Source organism: Microtetraspora niveoalba (genome assembly GCF_001570405.1).
Classification (GTDB): domain Bacteria; phylum Actinomycetota; class Actinomycetes; order Streptosporangiales; family Streptosporangiaceae; genus Microtetraspora; species Microtetraspora niveoalba.
This window is the reverse complement of the sequence record NZ_BBYM01000066.1, coordinates 1-18,696: the sequence shown is the minus strand read 5'-3', so window position 1 is coordinate 18,696 and position 18,696 is coordinate 1. Positions and strand designations below refer to the sequence as shown.

Annotated in this window: 18 protein-coding genes; 10 read left to right on the top strand and 8 right to left on the bottom strand. The window is 71.4% G+C overall.

Annotation, left to right across the window (positions count from 1 at the left end; all coding sequences use genetic code 11):
- Positions 1 to 817, top strand: an 817-nt coding sequence (locus AWQ70_RS39675) for an HNH endonuclease signature motif containing protein (protein WP_157530901.1), incomplete at its 5' end; no start/stop codon positions are given.
- Positions 818 to 1,001: 184 nt separating this feature from the next.
- The gene (locus AWQ70_RS36710) at positions 1,002 to 1,310 is read left to right on the top strand and encodes a hypothetical protein (protein ID WP_157530899.1); all 309 of its coding nucleotides are present in this window, start codon (positions 1,002 to 1,004) and stop codon (positions 1,308 to 1,310) included.
- Between the two features lie 19 nt (positions 1,311 to 1,329).
- Here the strand turns inward: AWQ70_RS36710 and AWQ70_RS36705 are convergent, their stop codons facing one another.
- Together AWQ70_RS36705 and AWQ70_RS36700 are read right to left on the bottom strand one after the other, a co-directional pair.
- The gene (locus tag AWQ70_RS36705; protein ID WP_067186783.1) at positions 1,330 to 2,061 is read right to left on the bottom strand and encodes a dienelactone hydrolase family protein; all 732 of its coding nucleotides are present in this window, start codon (positions 2,059 to 2,061) and stop codon (positions 1,330 to 1,332) included.
- 812 nt (positions 2,062 to 2,873) lie between these two features.
- Positions 2,874 to 3,476 carry a TetR/AcrR family transcriptional regulator gene (locus AWQ70_RS36700; protein WP_067186781.1) on the bottom strand — a complete coding sequence of 201 codons (603 nt, stop codon included), beginning with the start codon at positions 3,474 to 3,476 and terminating at the stop codon, positions 2,874 to 2,876.
- A 94-nt stretch (positions 3,477 to 3,570) separates the two neighbouring features.
- Between AWQ70_RS36700 and AWQ70_RS36695 the strand changes: the two genes are divergently transcribed.
- Entirely contained in the window at positions 3,571 to 4,968 is a 1,398-nt protein-coding gene (locus tag AWQ70_RS36695; protein ID WP_067186779.1) for an MFS transporter, read from the top strand.
- A gap of 101 nt (positions 4,969 to 5,069) precedes the next feature.
- Here AWQ70_RS36695 and AWQ70_RS36690 read toward each other — a convergent pair whose 3' ends face one another.
- The gene (locus AWQ70_RS36690; RefSeq protein WP_067186777.1) at positions 5,070 to 5,834 is read right to left on the bottom strand and encodes an SDR family NAD(P)-dependent oxidoreductase; all 765 of its coding nucleotides are present in this window, start codon (positions 5,832 to 5,834) and stop codon (positions 5,070 to 5,072) included.
- A gap of 68 nt (positions 5,835 to 5,902) precedes the next feature.
- On the opposite strand from AWQ70_RS36690, the gene AWQ70_RS36685 reads away from it, so the two are divergent.
- Positions 5,903 to 6,520: a TetR/AcrR family transcriptional regulator gene (locus tag AWQ70_RS36685; protein WP_067186774.1), complete on the top strand. Its 618-nt coding sequence runs from the start codon at positions 5,903 to 5,905 to the stop codon at positions 6,518 to 6,520.
- A gap of 183 nt (positions 6,521 to 6,703) precedes the next feature.
- Here AWQ70_RS36685 and AWQ70_RS36680 read toward each other — a convergent pair whose 3' ends face one another.
- Genes AWQ70_RS36680 through AWQ70_RS36670 form a run of 3 tightly spaced genes read right to left on the bottom strand, consistent with a single transcriptional unit; the run spans position 6,704 to position 8,927 of the window.
- Positions 6,704 to 7,939: an RNA polymerase sigma factor gene (locus AWQ70_RS36680; protein ID WP_067186772.1), complete on the bottom strand. Its 1,236-nt coding sequence runs from the start codon at positions 7,937 to 7,939 to the stop codon at positions 6,704 to 6,706.
- Positions 7,936 to 8,259 (bottom strand): YciI family protein, encoded by a 324-nt coding sequence (locus AWQ70_RS36675; RefSeq protein ID WP_067186770.1) that lies wholly within the window; start codon positions 8,257 to 8,259, stop codon positions 7,936 to 7,938. The genes AWQ70_RS36680 and AWQ70_RS36675 overlap by 4 nt, the downstream gene beginning before the upstream one ends.
- A 53-nt stretch (positions 8,260 to 8,312) precedes the next feature.
- A complete protein-coding gene (locus AWQ70_RS36670) occupies positions 8,313 to 8,927 on the bottom strand; it encodes a dihydrofolate reductase family protein (RefSeq protein WP_067186768.1) in 615 nt (204 codons plus the stop codon).
- 358 nt (positions 8,928 to 9,285) lie between these two features.
- On the opposite strand from AWQ70_RS36670, the gene AWQ70_RS36665 reads away from it, so the two are divergent.
- Both AWQ70_RS36665 and AWQ70_RS36660 read left to right on the top strand, forming a co-directional pair.
- Positions 9,286 to 10,530: an MFS transporter gene (locus AWQ70_RS36665; RefSeq protein WP_067186766.1), complete on the top strand. Its 1,245-nt coding sequence runs from the start codon at positions 9,286 to 9,288 to the stop codon at positions 10,528 to 10,530.
- A 213-nt stretch (positions 10,531 to 10,743) separates the two neighbouring features.
- On the top strand, positions 10,744 to 11,376 hold the full coding sequence (locus tag AWQ70_RS36660; RefSeq protein WP_067186764.1) for a cysteine hydrolase family protein: 633 nt from the start codon (positions 10,744 to 10,746) through the stop codon (positions 11,374 to 11,376).
- Between the two features lie 157 nt (positions 11,377 to 11,533).
- Here AWQ70_RS36660 and AWQ70_RS36655 read toward each other — a convergent pair whose 3' ends face one another.
- Together AWQ70_RS36655 and AWQ70_RS36650 are read right to left on the bottom strand one after the other, a co-directional pair.
- Complete coding sequence (locus AWQ70_RS36655) at positions 11,534 to 11,893, bottom strand: hypothetical protein (RefSeq protein ID WP_157530897.1); 360 nt, start codon at positions 11,891 to 11,893, stop codon at positions 11,534 to 11,536.
- A 213-nt stretch (positions 11,894 to 12,106) separates the two neighbouring features.
- The gene (locus AWQ70_RS36650) at positions 12,107 to 12,814 is read right to left on the bottom strand and encodes an HAD family hydrolase (RefSeq protein ID WP_067186759.1); all 708 of its coding nucleotides are present in this window, start codon (positions 12,812 to 12,814) and stop codon (positions 12,107 to 12,109) included.
- Positions 12,815 to 13,527: 713 nt separating this feature from the next.
- On the opposite strand from AWQ70_RS36650, the gene AWQ70_RS36645 reads away from it, so the two are divergent.
- The 4 genes from AWQ70_RS36645 to AWQ70_RS36630 form a co-directional block, all read left to right on the top strand.
- Positions 13,528 to 16,155: a multicopper oxidase domain-containing protein gene (locus AWQ70_RS36645; RefSeq protein WP_067186757.1), complete on the top strand. Its 2,628-nt coding sequence runs from the start codon at positions 13,528 to 13,530 to the stop codon at positions 16,153 to 16,155.
- Positions 16,152 to 16,589: a hypothetical protein gene (locus tag AWQ70_RS36640; RefSeq protein WP_067186754.1), complete on the top strand. Its 438-nt coding sequence runs from the start codon at positions 16,152 to 16,154 to the stop codon at positions 16,587 to 16,589. Before AWQ70_RS36645 ends, AWQ70_RS36640 begins: the two co-directional genes overlap by 4 nt.
- Positions 16,590 to 16,773: 184 nt before the next feature.
- Positions 16,774 to 17,910 (top strand): MFS transporter, encoded by a 1,137-nt coding sequence (locus AWQ70_RS36635; RefSeq protein ID WP_245647324.1) that lies wholly within the window; start codon positions 16,774 to 16,776, stop codon positions 17,908 to 17,910.
- Between the two features lie 89 nt (positions 17,911 to 17,999).
- The coding region (locus AWQ70_RS36630; protein WP_157530895.1) for a molybdopterin-dependent oxidoreductase at positions 18,000 to 18,696 on the top strand (697 nt) is incomplete at its 3' end.

Below are 18,696 nucleotides of genomic sequence, written 5' to 3'. Positions count from 1 at the left end.
TCCAGGCGCTTACGACGGCCGCAGGAGTGACCGAGCCAGCGGCCGGGGCGCTGACAACCGCGACCGGGACGGCGGGAATGACGTCAGGCAGCGCCGGGACCACCGCGATGACCGAGAGGGCCGCCGAGGCTGGGACGACCGAGATGCGGGTGAGGGGACGCGGGGTCGGGGCGGCCTGCGGGATGGCCGCCGAGGGAGCGGACGGCGGGGCGCCGACTGGGCCACGCCGGGCGGGCTCGTCTCCGGACGCACCCTGCCCGGGCTGCTGCTGGCCACCGGACAGTTCCTCCCCGTCACCGACATCCACCGCCTGGCCCGGACCTCCAGCCTCACCCGCCTGGTCATGAACTCCGACGGTGAAGTCCTCGACGTCGGACGCAAAGCCCGCCAAGCCACCAGAAGGCAACGCCGCGCCATCCTCGCCCGCTACACCAAATGCATGGTCGACGATTGCGCCCTGCCCGCCCACCTCTGCCAGATCGACCACGTCACCAACTGGTCGGACGGAGGCGCAACCGACCTGCGCAACCTCGGGCCCACCTGCCAGTTCCACAACCGCGACCGCTACCGCAACCCCCAGAACTACCGGCTCCACCGGGTGGGCAAAGACCGATGGGGATTCACTACATCGGCCCCCGAGCCCAACGCCTACAAGCCGGATGACACCACCGCGCGCGCAAGGGGCCGGCGGGGGTTTCCACTACGCCGGCCGCGTTCGGTGCGTGCCGGCCGGGCGAAGCGGCTCGGTGGTCGCGGAACGAGTGGGTCCACCTACATCGCCGCCCCTCCGACGTCGTTGATCAGGAAGGTCCGTTGAAGATGTCGGGCTCGGTGCCGGGCGTCGTCGGCCTTCGGGAACATCGGTACAGCCGTTGGCGCTGAGGAAGATCACGGTCGTTTAGGCCCTCCACTCGGGAAACTGCGATGAGACCCAAGTAGCCCTACGTAGCTGTCACTACGCCTGTGTCCAGCGTCCGGTGTGGAATTTGGCGTGGTGCTCCATGTTGCGCTTGGTTCGCAGACGGTCGGCTGCTGGCCGCCAATCCCGGCCCGGCCGGGCGCTGGTGGTCGAGTCGGTCGCCTGCCCGGCGCTCGGCAAGGTACGGGCCGAGTGCCTCACGGCGTGGGCCCAGCTGATTGAGGCGCTGATAGCCGAGCGCCGCCCCGACCGGCCGGTACCGCCGATGGTCGGTACCGCCGCGATCGGGGCGGTTGTGCATCTGCTGGCCACCGCCATCGAGGAGGGCCGGGACCTGTCCTCGATGAGCGGCGTCCTGGCCGGCACCGCCTACCGTTTGCTGCCGGTCTGACGGCGGGGGTGGTCGGCGGCTAGCTCAGATGCCGGGTGAAGAACCGGGCAGCGGCGTCCCCTGCGAACTGCGGGACGCCGGTGTGCCCGCCCATATTGGCGTGCAGTGTCTTCTCCTTGGAGCCGAAGGCGTCGAACAGGTCTAGGGCCGCCTGCCGGTCGTTCCCTTCGTCGTCCCACTGCAGCAGGACATGCAGCGGAATGGTGACCTGGCGGGCCTCCTCGAACAGGGTGCGAGGCACGAAACTTCCGGCGAACAGAACGGCGGCCGAGATGCGCGGCTCGACCACCGCCAGCCGGATCCCGATGGCGATCACTCCCCCCGAGTACCCGACCGGGCCGCCGATCTCGGGCAGCGAAAGGAGGGCGTCCAGGGCGGCCTGCCATTCCGGGACCGCCTTTTGGGCCAGCGGGAGGACGAGCCGGTCGACGATCTCCTCGTCGACCGGCCCGCCGGCCTCCAGCGCCCGGTGCAGGTCGGCGCGGGCCTGCTCGGCGGCGGCGGAACGGGGCCGGTCACCGCTTCCGGGGAGCTCGATGGTGGCCGCGGCGAAGCCCTCCGCCGCGGAGTGCCGGGCCCGGGCCGCCAGTCGGGGGTACATCTTGTGCAGTCCGCCGGGGTGGCCGAGCAGGATCAGCGGCGCCGGTGCGGATGCGGATCCGGGTGTCCACAGGATGCCGGGGATCTCGCCGAGGGTGAATTCGCGTTCGAGGACGCCGTCGTCGAGGCGCTGCTCGGAGGTGAATCGCATGGTCGTGCCTTTCGGGAGTGCTCTGAACGGCGCTCCCGGACGACCTATCGCCCGACCGTGACCCCGGAGGGGAGCACCCATGTCGATACTGCGTTCACGGGTACCACCTCCTCGTTCTCTGGCACGGCCTCCGGCAAAGTAGCAGTGGTCGCCGTGTTCCGCCAACGGGTTTACGGAGACTCCGTGGGCCGGGTGTCACGGAGCCACTCGCCTGAAGGCCAAGGCCCTGTAGTTAGGCGCTTCTGGCCTGTGACGCGATCGCAGCGTGGCGAGATCGGAACACTACGCAGAGCTACTGGGGTCTCATCGGCTTCCCGAGTGGGGGGCCGTTTGGTGCATGATCCGCTCGTTCGCTGGGGTTCGGCGAAACCCCGTCGGGTGGTCCCTGGGTCTGGCCAAGGTCCGGTCGTGCCAGTGGAGTTTCTGATTGGGCTGCCCTCCATCTGTCCGCCCCCGCGGTGTTTGTCCAGTCCGGCGCCCAGGACCCAGCGGCGCTATGTGCCCGGTGCCGTGTCACGGCAGCTTGCCGAGTTCGCGACGCAGCGCCGTACATCCGCGAGGTCGTCGAGAGCGGCACCTACCCCGCTTCGCCAGAGGGGTCGTCGAGGCGCCTGACCAGAGCTTCACCGAGCAGTTCGCCTTCGGGCGCGAGCGCATTCTCGACGGCATCGGCGCAGACGGGATCCGCCGACCAGGGCCTCCGGGAGGACCTGGTCGCACGTCCGCTCCGCGATCCCACATGACGCAAACGACTCTCAGCGCAGCCCCCGCTGCTGGCGCCCGCCCGACGCGCTCGCGCCCTTGCCGATGACTCAGCGGTAGAGGACAGCGACGGCCGCCAGCATCTGCTCACGGGCGGTGGTCGCGGAGGTGACACCGGTGAGTACGTAGGCGGCCAGCCCTTCGGCCAGCGCCACCAGGGCGAGTGCCGTGTCGTGAGGGTCGAGTGCGGCGGGGATGCGACCGGAGTGCTGGTCGCGGGCGATGAGGTCGGCCATCTGGCGGTGAAAGTCGGCGTACAGGAGGCGCAGCCGGGCCGCGATGGCCTCCTCGGCGAAGGCGAAGGCATGAAACGACTGCCGGACGCGCATGTGCGCCTCGGTGGCGGCGTCGTAGGGGATGAGCTCGCCCAGCACCGTGGTGAGCACCAGGCGCGGCTCGGCGGCCTGCAGGTCGGCGCCGGCTTCGGCCCTGATGCGGGCGCTGGACAGTTCGTTGCCGCGTTCGAAGGCGGCCTCCAGGAGCTGCCGCTTGGCCGGGAAGTAGTGCTGCACGCGGCCGGGTGAGATGCCCGCCTGAGCGGCCACCTCGGTCAGGGAAACGGCGGCGAGGCCGCGCTCGGCGACGATGGCGAGCACCGCGTCGGCGATCTCCGCACGGCGCTGCGCGTGGTGCGCTCCCGGTCCCCGGCCCATGACCCCTCCAAGTTTTCCAATGTGTTCACATCGGATTATATGCTAGGGCGCAGTAACGCGATGTGATCGCATTGGTATAGCCGGGGAGGGGCCGATGTCGGTCGTGTTGGCGCTGTTGTGCGCCGCGCAGTTCATGGTGGTGCTGGACGTGTCGGTGGTGAACGTCGCACTGCCGTCCATCCAGGACGCGCTCGGCTTCGACTCCCGGCATCTGGCGTGGGTGGGCAATGCCTACGCACTGAGTTTCGGTGGGCTGCTGCTGCTCGGCGGGCGGCTGGCCGATGTGTACGGGCACCGGCGCGTCTTCACCGCGGGCCTGGTGGTGTTCACCGCCGCGAGCCTGGCCGGCGGGCTGGCGAATGCGCCGGGTTGGCTGATCGCGGCCCGGGCCGGTCAGGGGGTGGGGGCGGCGGTGCTGGCCCCGGCCACGCTCACGATCTTGACGTCCGTCTTTCCCGAGGGGCCGCGGCGCACCCGCGCGATCGCGGTCTGGACAGCGGTGAGTCTGGCGGGCGGTACGGCGGGCAACCTGATCGGCGGGGCGCTGACGGAGTACCTGTCCTGGCGCTGGATCCTCCTGATCAACGTGCCGATCGGGCTGGCCTGCCTGGCGGTGGCCCGCCGGCCGGCTCTCGGTCCCGACCGGCGCGGCGGGCGGCGGCTGGACGTGCTCGGTGCGGTGCTGTCCACTGCCGGGCTGGCCGCGCTGGCCTATGGTCTGTCGGGTGGACTGCCCGGCGCGGTCGCCGTCGCGTTGGCCGGGGTCGTCCTGCTGGGGCTGTTCGCGCTGGTCGAGGTGCGAGTGGCGCGGGCGCCGCTGATCCCGCCCTGGCTGCTGCGGCCGCGGCCGATCTGGCTGGGCAATGTGACGATGCTGCTGGCCGGGGCTTGCCTGAACCCGATGTGGTACTTCCTGACCCTGTCCCTGCAGGATGTCCTGGGCTACGGGCCGCTGCAGACCGGGCTGGCATTCCTGCCGCACACCCTGCTGACCCTGCTCGTTGGCCTGCGCCTGACTCCGTGGCTGATGCGCCGTACCGACGATCGCGTGCTCATCGTCACCGGGGCGCTGGTCGGGGCGGCCGGCTTCTGGTGGCAGAGCCGCGTCGCGCCGGGCGCGGACTACCTGACGGCCGTCCTCGGCCCAGCCGTGCTGATCTCGCTCGGTGGCGGCCTGCTGAACACCCCGCTGACCGTTACCGTCACCTCGGGCGTCGCCCCGGCCGAGGCGGGGGCGGCCTCCGGGCTGATGAACACCGCCAAGCAGATCGGTGGCGCGCTCGGCCTGGCCGCCCTGGTCGCACTGTCGGCGGGGCAGGACGGCGAACTCACCGGCCCGGCCCGGGCCCCGGAGCTGGCGGCCGGCTACGGGCAGGCCTTCGCCGCCATCGCCGTGGTGCTGGCCGCCGTCGCTCTCCTGGCGGCCGCGCTGCCGAGACGGCGCGACGCCGCCCCGGCCGCGTCCGGGGAGCCGGCACAGCCCGGACGCTGATCGGGGGACTGCCGCGTTGTCAGGCTGGGGCCGCCGCCCTCGGGAACGCCATCAACTCCCTGCACGTCGCGCGGCACGGGGACCGCCGACAGGGGTTCGCGTCATGTGCGCGGTCCCAGGAACAGGCCGCCGCTGGCGTCGATGACCTGGCCGGTGATCCAGCGGGCGGCGTCGGAGGCGAGGAACGCGACCACGTCGGCGATGTCGCCGGCGTCGCCGAGGCGGTCGAGAGCCGTCGATCCGGCGATGAACGCGGCCAGGCCAGGTGCTTCGAAGACGGCCGCGTTGGCGGGCGTCCGGGTGGCGCCGGGCGCGACCGCGTTCACGGTGATTCCCCTGACTCCGAGTTCGTTGGCCAGGGTCAGGCTCATCGTCTCGATCGCGCCCTTGGTCATGGCGAAGGACGTCTGGGCGGGGTTGGCCATGCGGGTCGCGACGGAGGAGATCGTGATGATGCGGCCGCCGTCGCGCAGCAGGGGCAGTGCTCGCTGGATGATGAAGTACGGCGCCCGTACGTTCACCGCGAAGAGGTGGTCGAACTCGGCCCGGGTCGTGGCGCCGAGCGGGCCGGTGGGCTGAGCTGCCGCGTTGTTGACGACGATGTCGAGGGGCCGTCCGGCCAGGCCCACCTCGATTCCGGCGAAGAGCTTGTCGACGTCGCCGTCGACGCCCAGTTCCGCCTGGACGGCGAGGGCGATGCCGCCTACGCGCTCGATCTCGCGGACCGTCGCCGTCGCGCCGTCCTCGTCCCTGCCGTAATGCACGATCACCATCGCTCCCTTGGCTGCCAGCCGGGTCGCGATCGCCTGGCCGATGCCGCGCGAGGCTCCGGTCACCAGGGCCGTCTTGCCGGTCAGATCGTTCATGTCCAACACTCCTGACTGGTAGGGACTACCTGTTTGGTAGTCACTATCATGCTGGTAGTGTCTACCACATGACTGAGCGGCACTCAACCCTGCGAGCGCGACGACGAGCCCAGACGCAGCGCACGATCCAGGCACACGCGATACGGCTGTTCGGCGAGCGCGGCTACGACGCCACGACCATGAACGACGTCGCCGAGGCGGCCGGCGTATCGCCCATGACCGTCTACCGGCACTTCCCCACCAAGGAAGATCTCGTGCTGGCCGACCAGCACGGCGAGCTCATCGCCGAGCGGATCGCCGCCTCACCCGCCGGCCAGCCTCTGGTCCGCCGCATCGGCGGCGCGCTCGTTGACGCGGCCGCAGCCCTGACCGGCGACGACGTGGCGGCGGACCGGCAGTTCCTGCTCGTCCGCCTTCAGCTCATGATCTCCACGCCCGCGCTGCGGGCCAGGCACCTGGACAACCAGTACGCCCTCCAGCAGGCCATCGTCGGCGCCCTGGACGACGATGCCACCGATCCCGACGCGGCGTTCCAGGCCCAGGCGGCGGCCAGCGCCTGCCTGGCCGCCCTGCACACGGCGATGGTGCGCTGGGCCGAGGACGACGGGCGGACCGATCTGCCCCGCCTGATCGGCAAAGCCCTCGCGGCCGTCTTCGGCGACGACGTCATCGGACCCGCACGATGACCAGCCGCGCGTCGCCGGAGCCGGTGGAGCAGCATTGCGCGGCCCGGCGCCGTACGGGAAGCCCCGGATTCGGCGACCGCCACAGAGCGGCTTCGACGACCGGGCGCAGCAGGCCGCCGACCGTAACGAGGCCGACGACGACTGATCGCGTACGGTATCAAGCGCGCTCTTCAAGCGCGGACGCTACGGCAGTTGGTCGCGGCGGCGGGTGAGGTAGGCGGTCTCGCCGGTGTTGCCGGCCAGCTCGATGGCCCGGTCGTAGGCCGCGCGTGACTGCTGACTTCGGCCCAGCCGGCGCAGCAGGTCGGCGCGGGTGGCGTGGTAGGCGTGATAGCCGGCCAACGCGTCGGCGAGGCGGTCAACGATGGCCAGTGCCACCTGCGGGCCGTCGAGCTCGGCCACGGCGATGGCCCGGTTGAGGGCGATGATCGGCGAGGGGTCGAGGCGGACGAGCTGGTCGTAGAGGGCGAGGACCTGCGACCAGTCGGTGTCACGGACGTCGAGGGCGGAGGTGTGCACGGCGTTGATCGCGGCGAGGATCTGGTAGCGGCCCGGAGCCACCCCGGCGGCGGCAGCGGCGAGGCGCTCGCGCACCAGTCGGTGACCCTCGGCGATCAGCGCCGCGTCCCAGGCCCCACGGTCCTGCTCGTTGAAAGCGACCAGTTCGCCGCCGGCCGAGACCCGGGCGGTGCGGCGGGCCTCGGTGAGCAACATCAGCGCCAGCAGCCCGGCCACTTCTCCGTCCTGCGGCAGGAGCGTGCGGATCAGGCGGGTGAGCCGGATCGCCTCGGCTGTCAGGTCGTGACGTACGGGATCGGTGTCGGGGCCGGTCGCGAGGTATCCCTCGTTGAAGACGAGGTACAGGACCGCGAGCACGCCGGTGACGCGTGCCGGGAGATCCTCGGCGGCCGGCACGCGATAGGGGATGCGAGCCGCCTTGATCTTGGCCTTCGCGCGGGTGATCCGCTGACCTATGGCACTCTCGGCCGCCAGGAAGGCGCGGGCGATCTCGGGCACGGTCAGACCGCCGACCATGCGCAGCGTCAGCGCCACGCGGGTCTCCATCGCCAGCGCCGGGTGACAGCAGGTGAAGATCAGCCGGAGCCGTTCGTCGTCGATGGCGCCGGGAGGCTCGGGCGGGTCGTCGTCGTACACCGTCTGAGCCTCCTTGTGCTTGTCATCGCGCTTGCTCTCGCGCCGGATCCGGTCGATGGCCTTGCGGTTGGCGGTGGTGGTCAGCCAGGCGCCGGGGTTGGGCGGTACGCCGTCGGCCGGCCACCGCTCGACGGCGGTCGCGAACGCCTCGGCGGCCGCCTCCTCGGCGATGTCGAGGTCACCGAAACGCCTGGTCAGGGCGGCGACCACCCGGACCCACTCCTCGTGGTGGGCCCTGGTGATCGCCTCCTCGACGTCGCTCACTGGAACGGCCGCACCTCGACCTTCCGATCGCAGACCTTCGACGCCTCGGCGGCGAGCTTGAGCGCCACATCCAGATCGGGGGCCTCCCACACCCAGACGCCGGCGAGGTACTCCTTCGACTCCACGAAAGGCCCGTCGCTGAACACCGCCTGCTCGCCCCGGTTGTCGATGACGGTGGCCGTGTCGGGGGAGGCGAGTCCGCCCGCGAAAACCCAGTAGCCCTCGGCGATCAGTCGTTCGTTGAACGCGCTGATGGCAGGCCGCCTGTCCGTGCTGCCGGGATTGCTCTTGTCATCGATCACGGAAACCAGGTACCGCATCGGAAAATCATCTCCTGTGGTGTCAAGACAGCGTGGTTCGGTGGTCAGGGACTTCAAGCCGTCGGCGCATACTGAGGGCGCCCGGCCGGCCGGTAGACCTGGATCGTCACGCCCTTCGAGTCGACCCGCGACTCGACCAGGTCGAGCGCAAGATCCGGGCCGGTCTCCGGGAACAGTCTCGCGCCCTGGCCGAGGATCACCGGGATCACGATCAGAGTCATCTCGTCGATTAGATCGTTCTCCAGCAGCCACCGGGTCAGGGCGCCACTGCCGTGCACCTGCAGCTCACCCCCGGGCTTGGCCTTCAGCTCACTGATGGCCGCCGCGAGGTCGCCGCCGTGGAGAACGGTCGTGTCCTCCCAACGCGGCGCGGTGAGCGTGGTCGAGGCAACGTACTTGGGGGCCTCGTTCAAGGCCACGCCGATGGGATGTGCGCGCATCTGGTCGATTGATCCCCAGGAGCCGGCGAACAGCTCGTAGGTGCGCCGGCCGAACAGGAACGCCTCTGCGCGCTGGTAGGTCTGCGTGATGAACGCCCTGGTCTCGTCGTCGCCCTTCCCTCGGGCCCATCCGCCGCGCTCGAATCCGTTACCGCGGTCATCCGACGCGGCGCCGTTTCCCTGCATCACTCCATCGACGGTGACCTGAGTCATGGTCGTCAGCTTCATGATCGCGCTCCTTCACCTGGGCGCCGCCCCTTGCGGACGGCCTCACCCCTGCTACGAACACCACCACCCCGATCCGACACCCCCTCCCGGACTTCTTCGAAGAAATTTCCGGGACGCCGGTCGTCAGCGATCATGAGAGATTCGCGGAGCCCTCCACCGGTGGTGCTTCCGTTGAGCCCCGCGTCGGCGGCGGCGACGAAGGTTCGGACGGTGTTGAGGTCCATGCGGACACACTTCACGAGTACAACTGATCGTTGTGTCCCAAGCCTCTGCAGTTGTTTGATCACCTGATACAGCGCGCGCTTTGATGCTCCCGATCGCGAATTGGTTGTGCGAGTGAGTGGTGAGGAGTGGTGGCATGCGGAGCGGGCACCGGTTGGGACGGCAGTTCGGGTGGCTCTGGGGAGCGTACGGGACCAGCGCGCTCGGCACGTGGCTCGCCTTCGGCGCGTTCCCGCTGATCGCGATCCAGGTGCTGGACGCCGGGCCGGCGGAGGTCGCGGCGTTGTCCTCCGTGGGGGCGTTGGTGGGCGCGGCCGTGGCGGTGCCGCTGGGCCCGTGGGTGGAGTTCCGCCGCAAGCGGCCGGTGCTGATCGGGACGGACCTGGTGCGGTTCGCGGCGCTGCTGACGATCCCCGCCGCGTTCGCGCTCGGCGTGCTCTCCTTCGTCCAGCTCCTGCTGGTCTCGGTCGTCGTCGCGGCCGCCGACATCACCTTCCGCGCCGCCTCCGGCGCGTACCTGAAGACGCTGCTGCCGGCCGAGGACCTGCTCGTCGCCAACGCCCGCTTCGAGTCCACGACCTGGACGACCACGATCATCGGACCGCCGCTGGGCGGCGCCGCGATCGGGATCCTCGGTCCGGTGGCGACGGTGGTGGCCGACGCGGTCAGCTACCTGCTCTCGGCCCTGGGCATCCGCGCGACGGGCGGCCAGGAGCCGCGGCCCGAGCGCCGACAGGCCGGGCGCATGCGGGCCGGGGACCTGCTCGACGGCTGGCGGTACATCCTCGCCGACGCGACGCTGCGTCCGCTGTTCTTCAACACCGCCGTGTTCAACGGCCTGGTGATGGCCACCGACGCGCTGCTGGCCGTCCTGATGCTCGGCCACCTCGGGTTCACACCGTGGCAGTACGGTCTCGCCTTCGCCGCGCCCGCGATCGGCGGGCTGCTCGGTTCGCGGCTGGCCCGGCCGCTCGTCACCCGGTTCGGGCAGCAGCGGGTCCTGGTCGTGGCCGGGGTGCTGCGCGCGATCTGGCCCCTCGGGCTGGCCTTCGTGGGGCCGGGGACCGGAGGGCTGCTGCTGGTGATGGGCGTCGAGCTCGGGCTGATCTTCTGCTGCGGGGTCTTCAACCCCGTCTCCGCCACCTACCGCCTCGAGCGCACCGCGACCGAGCGGGTCACCCGCACCCTGTCCGCCTGGTCGGTGACGACCAAGGCCTCGACCGCGCTCCTGACGGCCGTATGGGGCGTGCTGGGCGGCCTGCTCGGCCCGCGTACGGCCATCGGCCTGGCCGGCGTGCTCCTGCTGTCGACCCCACTGCTGCTCCCCCGACGGACCGCGGCGCCCCTCGCCGAGCCGGAGCCGGCACCGAGCCGCGCCTGACGGGCCACCACGGCCATCATCGCGACCGGGGTGCGCTGCCCTCTTCGGAGCGGTCCGCCCCTCCGCGTACACCTCGGAGATGGGCACCACGGCCTCCGCCGTGGCCGGTGGGGGCCGCGGCGCGGCACACCGTGGCTCACGTGCCCAACCTGTAGTCGGCCCCGGCGCGCGATCCCGCGGGTCAGGGCGCCCCTCATCACCCAAGGAGAGAAAATGACCGTCACGCCCCCGGCACTGAACCCCCGGACGACCGCACTGCTCATCATGGATTACCAACAGGGAATCCTGACCTCGCTCCCTGGCCTGGCCGACCCGGAAGCCCTGCTGTCACGGGTGGCCGGCGCCATCGCCGACATGCGAGCGCACGGCGCCACCATCGCCTACGTGCGAGTCGGCTTCACCGAAGCCGACTGGACGGCGATCCCACCGGCCAACAGGACGTTCTCCTTCCTCGGCCGGCAGCGCCTCATGCACCACGAGGAACCCGACACCGCCTTCCACCATCAACTCGCTCCCGAGCCCGGCGACATCACCGTCCGCAAGACCCGCTATGGCGCCCTGTCCACCACAGACCTCGACCGGCAACTGCGGGATCGCGGAATCACCACCCTGGTCATCGCCGGCATCACCACCAGCGGCGTCGTACTGTCCACCGTCACCGACGCCGCCGACCGCGACTACCAGCTCTACGTCCTCTCCGACGGCGTCACCGACCCGGACCCGCGAGTCCACCAAACCCTGATGACCAGCGTTTTCCCGAGAATGGCCCACATCATCGACACCGCCGAACTGCGCTCGCTCATGCACGTGAGCCACGCCGATCGGGCAAAAACCGGCAGGGCATAACTGTCAACGGTGATCAGCGACCGTCAGGAGGATCGCTGTCGGTGGCCTAAGGCCAGGTTCGGCGGCTCATCGCAGACTCTTTGGCGGCACCCCTGCACGGCGACGCAGAGCGGCTGACCACGTCGAGCCACTGCGCCGACAAGAGCGCCCGCTCCTCCTAGCGCAGCCACCGCAGAGCCGCGTCGGCGCAGTCCTCGGGGCTGCTGTTGAAGGCGATGGCTGCGTCGGGCGCGTGCTGCCGGACCAGGTTGATCACCCTCTCGAAGAATTCGAGCAACGGCTCGTGCTTGCGGATGCCGCCCCCGATCACCACGCAGACGTAGTCTTCGCGGGTCAGCGCCTCCGCGACCGCTCCTTCGGGGTTCTCGTCGAGTGCCACCAGGCACCAGTCCGCTTCGATACCGTGATCGCCGAAACGGGCCTGACCGCGTGCTATCGCCGCCTGGACCGGCTCCGGGTCCCAGCCCTCGATCTTTGCGGGGTCGAGACCGATCACCAGTACTCGTGCCACTGTCACGCGTCCTCCCTCTCGCAGAACGTTTCCACGCCAGCGCGATGGTCGCATGCGGCGCCTGGATCCATCCACATTGTCGGTCTCCTCCAGAGGGCCGGGAGGCGGAGCGGAGTCTCGGGCCTGCCGGATGCGATCCCGTCGCGGGCGCCCGCCGTGACTGCGCCACCTTCCCGAGGGGGACCTCGGCACCGTGACCTCGGCACCGTGCCCCCTGGCCTACGGCATCACGGCCGAGCCGCCGACCACGAGACCGAGGGCTTCCTTCAAGGAGGAGAGGTACGGTCCGGGCCAGTCGTCCTCCCGGCTGTGAGCGTAGTTGTCCCACCAGTCGTCGGCGCGCAGCATGACGGCTCGCATGCCGCAGGCGGACGCGCCGGTGAGCTCCCGGCCTCCCCCGTCGCCGATGTACAGGCATTCCTGAGGAGTGACGTCCAGCCGCCGGGCGGCCAAGTCGAACAGTTCCGGGTCCGGCTTCCTCCGGCCGACCTCGCACGACAGCACCGCCGCGTCGACCAGGGCGGACAGCGGCAACGACGGCCAGGCCTCGGAAAGCTCCACGGTGCAGTCGCTGAGAACGCCCACCCGCAGTCCCTCGGCGCGGAGCGCGGTCAAGGTCGGTACGGCGTCCTCGCGCAGGATGAACAGCTCGCGTTGTGCCGCGAGGCGAGCGGCGCAGGCGGCGGCCAGCATGGTCTCGCCGACCTCGGCCCCGCAGCGCCCGGCGAGCGTACGGAAGGTGGCCCGCAGATCTCCCAGACTTCCGACCGCCCGCTCCGGGAAGGAGGCGTCCAGGGCCGCACGCCAGTCCTGTGCGGGGATTCCCAACTCCGCCGCACTTCGCGCGGCGTGTTCGTCCCACACGTGTGATGGCGTGCTCGGCGTGAGCGTGCCGAAGAAGTCGAAGATCACGGCACGGAAGGGCATTCCAAGATCCTAGTGGCGCACTAGCCGTAGGCAGCGGTGGAATCGTGGACGGAGATGCGCTGGGCGGCCTCGACGTAAGCCCCGGCGGGGTGCGGCCCACCACCGCCACTGGCCGTTCCGTTGTCACTCAACCTGGGCGTCCGTCCCCCTGCGAGCACTCGGCCGAGCGCATTTCCCCGTGCCCGGAGGGGCGGGCGGGTGGCACCATGACCGTCTTGGCGGCGGCCCGTCGCCCGGGCCGTGCTCTGGATCCGGCGGAAGAACGGCCGATGGTCCCGGAGATCAGGGCTGAAGGTCCTTCGGGAGGGCGATGGCACGCGTGTCAGCATGGGAGCGCGCCGAGCGCGGCGGGCACCTTCGGATCGAGACGCCGCCGCGCCCCCTGCGGCAGGAAGGCCCGAACCATGACCTCGGCCGATGTGCCGACCGACCCCGGACGCCCATCCGGAGCATCGGCCGCATCAGGAACGCTCCCCGCCTCGGGAACGGGCAGCAGTCCAGGGCAGGCGGTCCCGGGAACAGGCGACACGTCAGGGACGCAGGCCGTGGCAGCGGATGACGCCGTGGGGATCCCGCGCGCGGGAACGGGCAGCACTTCGCAGGCGCCGGGCGCGGGAACAGCCGCCGCGCGGACGCCGGCGGCGGCTGGAATGCCGAGACCGCCGGGAGCGCCGGGCACCTCGACGGCCTCGTCTGCGGCGGGCGCCGATGGGGTGCGAGGTCGCAGGGCGGGCCGGTTGCTGAAGGCCAACGCGGTGGTGGTGGCCTGGCTCGGACTGACCGTTCTCGCGGCCCTCGCGGGAGAGGCGCTGCCCGCACCTCGCTGGTTGCTCGTCCACCTCTTCCTGCTCGGCGCGGTCACGAGCGCGATCCTGATCTGGAGCGAACACTTCACGGTCACGCTGCTGCACGCGCGGCCCCCGGACGCACGGTGGAGCGCGGCGCGACTCGGCACCGCGAACGCGGGGACCTCCGTCGTCCTGGTCGGCGCCACGCTCGGCCCGTGGTGGATGGCGGCCGCAGGAGCGGCGGTGATCGTCGCGGTCGTGATCTGGCACACCGCCGTCCTGGTCCGGTCGCGCCGCCGGGCACTGCCCGGGCCGTTCGCCCACGTCGTCCCCTGGTATATGGCGGCGGGGGCGGCGCTCGCGGCGGGCGGCCTGATGGGCGGCCTGCTGATCGCTCCCGCCACGCCCGGAACCGCTCACGAGCGGCTGCACGCGGCGCACGCCGAAGTGAACGTGCTCGGCTGGATCGGCCTCGCCGTGCTCGGCACGCTGTTCACGCTCTGGCCGACGGTCCTGCGGACGCGCGTGTCCCCCCTGACCCGCAGAGCCTCCCGTACGGCACTGCGGCTGGCGGTGGCCGGCCTGGCCGTGAGCGTTCCCGGGCACCTGCTCGGTGCCCGATGGGTGACGGTGGCCGGCCTGGCGCTGTACGCCGCCGCGGCGGCGGTGGCACTGGCCCCGCTGGTGGAAACGCTGCGGCGGCGCCGCCCCACGACACCCGCGGGCTGGACGCTGGCAGCGGGAGTCGCCTGGTTCGAAGTCGCGCTCGTCACGGACCTCGTCATGGTGGCGGTGCGTCCGGCCGCGGAGGCGGCGCGGGCGCTGGAGACGCTGTTGCCGCTGGTGCTCGCCGGGTTCGTCGCGCAGACGCTGCTCGGCTCCCTCGGGCATCTCCTGCCCGCGATCGCGGGCGGCGGTCCCGCCCGGCTCAAGGAGAACGCCGCGCTGCTCGAACGCGGCTGGCGGGCCCGGTTCGCCGCCGCCAACCTCGCGGTCCCGCTGCTCGTGCTCCCGGTGCCGGGGCCGTTGCGGCTGCTCGGCTGGGCGTTGTTGCTCGGCTCCGTCGCGGCGTTCGTGGTGCTGTCCCTGGCCGTCGTGCTCGGGCCGGTGCTCGCGGACCGGCCGGCGGTGCCGGCGGTCGCCGGGGTGCTCGTCGGCTGCGTCCTGACCGCCGCGGCGGTCGTCGTGGCGGTCACGGGCGCGCCCGCAGCAGGGCCCGGCGAAGGGCCGGGAACGATCGGGACGGGTGCCGCCGGAGTGTCGGGCGCGGCCCGTACGGTCGAGGTGACCCTGGTGGGGATGCGAATCCGGCCGAGCACGATCGAGGCTCCCCCGGGCACCCGCCTGACCCTGCGCGTCACGAACAGGGACGGCCAGCGGCACGACCTGCGGCTGTCCACGGGACAGAGCACGCCGATGATGGACCCGGGCGCGAGCGCCGACCTGACGCTCCAGATGCCCGCCACGCCGGTCGACGGCTGGTGCACCGTCGTAGGGCACCGCGCCGCCGGGATGACCATGCGGATCGTCCCCCAAGGAACGTCGTCCGCCGCGCCGCCCACCACGAGTGCCGACCAGGGCGCCGGTGACCAGGGAACCGGCGGCCACGACCCGAGCGCGCACGGGCGGGCCGACGGCGGGAGCACAACCGGGGGCACGGGCGGAAACACGGGCACGGGCCGCTTGGACCTGACCGCGCCGAGGTCCGACGGGTGGAAACCGTACGACGCGACGCTGCGGCCCGCCGCCGGAGGGACCGAGCACCGGATCGAGATCCACGCGAGGGAGGCCGAGCTGGAGGTCGCGCCCGGCGTGCGGCAGCGGATGTGGACGTTCAACGGCACGGTCCCCGGCCCGGTGCTGCGCGGCCGCGTGGGCGACGTCTTCACCGTGACGTTCGTCAACGACGCCGCGATGGGGCACGGCCTGGACTTCCACGCCGGGGCGCTCGCCCCCGACCGGCCGATGCGGACGATCCAGCCGGGAGAGCGGCTGACCTACCGGTTCCGCGCCGAATTCGCCGGGGCCTGGCTGTACCACTGCTCGACGATGCCGATGTCGCAGCACATCGCGAACGGCATGTACGGCGCGGTGATCGTCGATCCGCCGGACCTGGGTCGCGTCGATCGGGAGTACGTCCTGGTTCAGGGCGAGCTGTACCTTGGGGAGCCGGGCGGCCAGGCGCAGGTCGACAAGATCGACCAGGGACGCCCCGACGGGTGGATGTTCAACGGCACCGCCGCCGGTTACGATCACGCCCCGCTCGAGGCGAAGGCCGGCGAGCGGGTGCGGATCTGGGCCGTGGCCGCCGGACCGGGCGACGGCACCTCGCTCCACGTCGTCGGCGTACCGTACGACACGGTCTACAAGGAAGGCGCCTACATGCTGCGGAAGGGCGATCCCGGCGGGGCGCAGGCCCTCGATCTGGCGCCCGCACAGGGCGGGTTCGTGGAGCTGCGCTTCCCCGAGCCGGGGACCTATCCGATCGTGGACCATGACATGCGCCATGCCGAGGCCGGCGCGCACGGCGTCTTCCGGGTGGGTGCGCCGTGACGTGGTGGTCGGTGGTCCGCTTCCTGCACGTGTTGTCGGCCGCCCTGTGGGTGGGCGGCCAGCTCACCGTCTCCCTGGTCGTCCTGCCGCTGGCCCGCCGCCTGCTGGACCCGGAGCGACGCGCGGTCGTGCTGAACGCGGTGGGCCGCCGTTTCGGCGTGTTCACCGCCGCGGTGTTCCTGCCGGTCCAGATCGGCACCGGTGTGGCCATGGCCTGGCACAAGGGTGTCACCTGGGCCTCGCTCGCCGAGCCGGGCTACGGGCGCATCCTGGTGGCCAAGCTGGCGCTCTTCTGCGCCGTCATGGCCGCCGCGGGCGCGCACGGCCTGGCCTCGTCCAAGGGGCTGCCCGGCCTGGCCCGCACGATGGCGGTGGCCGCCCTGGTCGGCTCGGTCGGGATCATCGTGCTGGCCGCCGCGCTTCCCGCGACCTGAGAACCGGCCGCGGGGATCCACCGGGACTTTACGCCGTCGTGAGGGGACCAAAGTCCCTGATGTCCGCCGGTAAACGCCCACAAAACTGACATCAAAGATGCCAGTTGTGGGAGCTGAGGTCGGAATGACGGCGGTCACGACATCCAAAACGGATTTGCCACTCACGGGCCGGGGACGGGCCCTGTTGCTCGCGACGGCGGCCTTCGCCGTCAACTTCTGGGCGTGGGCGCTGATCAGCCCGCTCAGCCCGACGTACAAGGAGCAGCTCCACCTGACGCCGTTCGAGGTGTCGTTCCTGGTGGCCGTCCCCGTGATCGTCGGCTCTCTGGGCCGGATCGTCCTCGGTGGGCTGACCGACCGTTACGGCGGCCGCGTCGTCTTCGGGCTCGCGAGCCTGATCGGGATCGTCCCGGTGGTGTTCCTCGCCTTCGCCGGCAACTATCCCCTGCTGCTGGCGGGCGGCTTCCTGCTCGGCCTGACGGGGGCGACCTTCGCGATCGGCATCCCCTATGTCAACGCCTGGTACCCGCCGGAGCGGCGCGGCCTGGCGCTCGGGATCTTCGGCATGGGCAACATCGGCACGGCGGTGTCAGGGTTCGTCACCCCCTGGCTCGCCCGCGACTTCGGTCAGCGCACGCCGTTCTTCGCCGTCGCGGTCGCCCTGGCCGTGGTCGGGCTCGCGTTCCTGGCGGTCGGCCGTGACGCTCCCGGGCTCGCCCGGCCGACCGAGTCGTTCATGACCCGCTTCGCCCGTGCCGCCCGGCTCCGGGTGACCCGCGAGCTCGCCGCGATGTACGCGCTGACCTTCGGCGGGTTCGTCGCCTTCGGGTCCTATCTGCCGCTCTATCTCAAGGATGCCTACGAGCTGACCACCGCCGACGCGGCGGCCCGCGCGGCCGGGTTCGTGCTGCTGGCCACCCTCACCCGCCCCGTCGGCGGCTGGCTGGCCGACCGGATCGGCGGCCGGACGGTCCTGAGCGGGGCCCTGGGAGCCGTGGTCGCGTGCGCGGTCGTCGTGTCCTTCATCCCCCCGATGGCGCTCGCGACCGCCGCCTTCCTGATCATGGCGGCGGCGCTCGGCCTCGGCAACGGCGCGGTGTTCGCGCTGCTCGGCCGGGCCGTACCGGCCGCCATGGTGGGGTCGGCGACCGGCGTCGTGGGCGCGGCCGGCGGGCTCGGCGGTTTCCTGCCGCCCATCGTGATGGGCCTCATCTTCCAGGCCACCGGCTCGTACGCCATCGGGCTGATGCTGCTGGCCGTGGTGGCGGCCGCCGCGTTCGTCTACAGCTGGTTCGTCCTGCGTGTGGCGGGCCAGCCGTAGCCGGCGGCACAGCGGAGATCGCCCGGGGCGCGAGCGTCCGGGCGCGGATCAGCCATCTACAGATACGAAGCAATCAAGAGGAGTGACACATGGCGGGCATGGACGGCCCCATCGACGACGCCCTGCTGCGGTTGGGCCGGCACCTGCACCGGGGCGAGCCGTCCGGCGACCTGCGGACGCTGCACCAGATCGGCGGACGGCGGGGGGACGCGTTCTATCGGGATCGGTGGAGTCATGACAAGGTGGTGCGTTCGACGCATGGGGTGAACTGCACGGGGTCGTGTTCGTGGAAGGTGTACGTCAAGGACGGGATCATCACGTGGGAGACCCAGCAGACGGATTATCCGAGTGTGGGGGCGGATCGTCCGGAGTATGAGCCGCGGGGGTGTCCGCGGGGGGCGGCGTTCTCCTGGTACACGTACTCGCCGACGCGGGTCCGGTTCCCGTACGCGCGGGGTGTGCTGGTGGAGATGTTCCGGGAGGCGCGATCCCGGTTGGGGGATCCGGTCGCGGCGTGGGCGGAGATCGTGTCGGACCCGGTGAAGCGCCATCGCTACCAGTCGGTGCGGGGGCGGGGCGGGCTGGTGCGGGTCGGCTGGGACGAGGCGACGGAGATGATCGCCGCGGCGCACGTGCACACGATCAAGACGCACGGCCCCGATCGCGTGGCGGGCTTCTCCCCCATCCCCGCGATGTCCATGGCCTCGCACGCCTCCGGCGCGCGGTTCATCTCCCTCATCGGCGGGGCGATGTTGTCGTTCTATGACTGGTACGCGGACCTGCCCG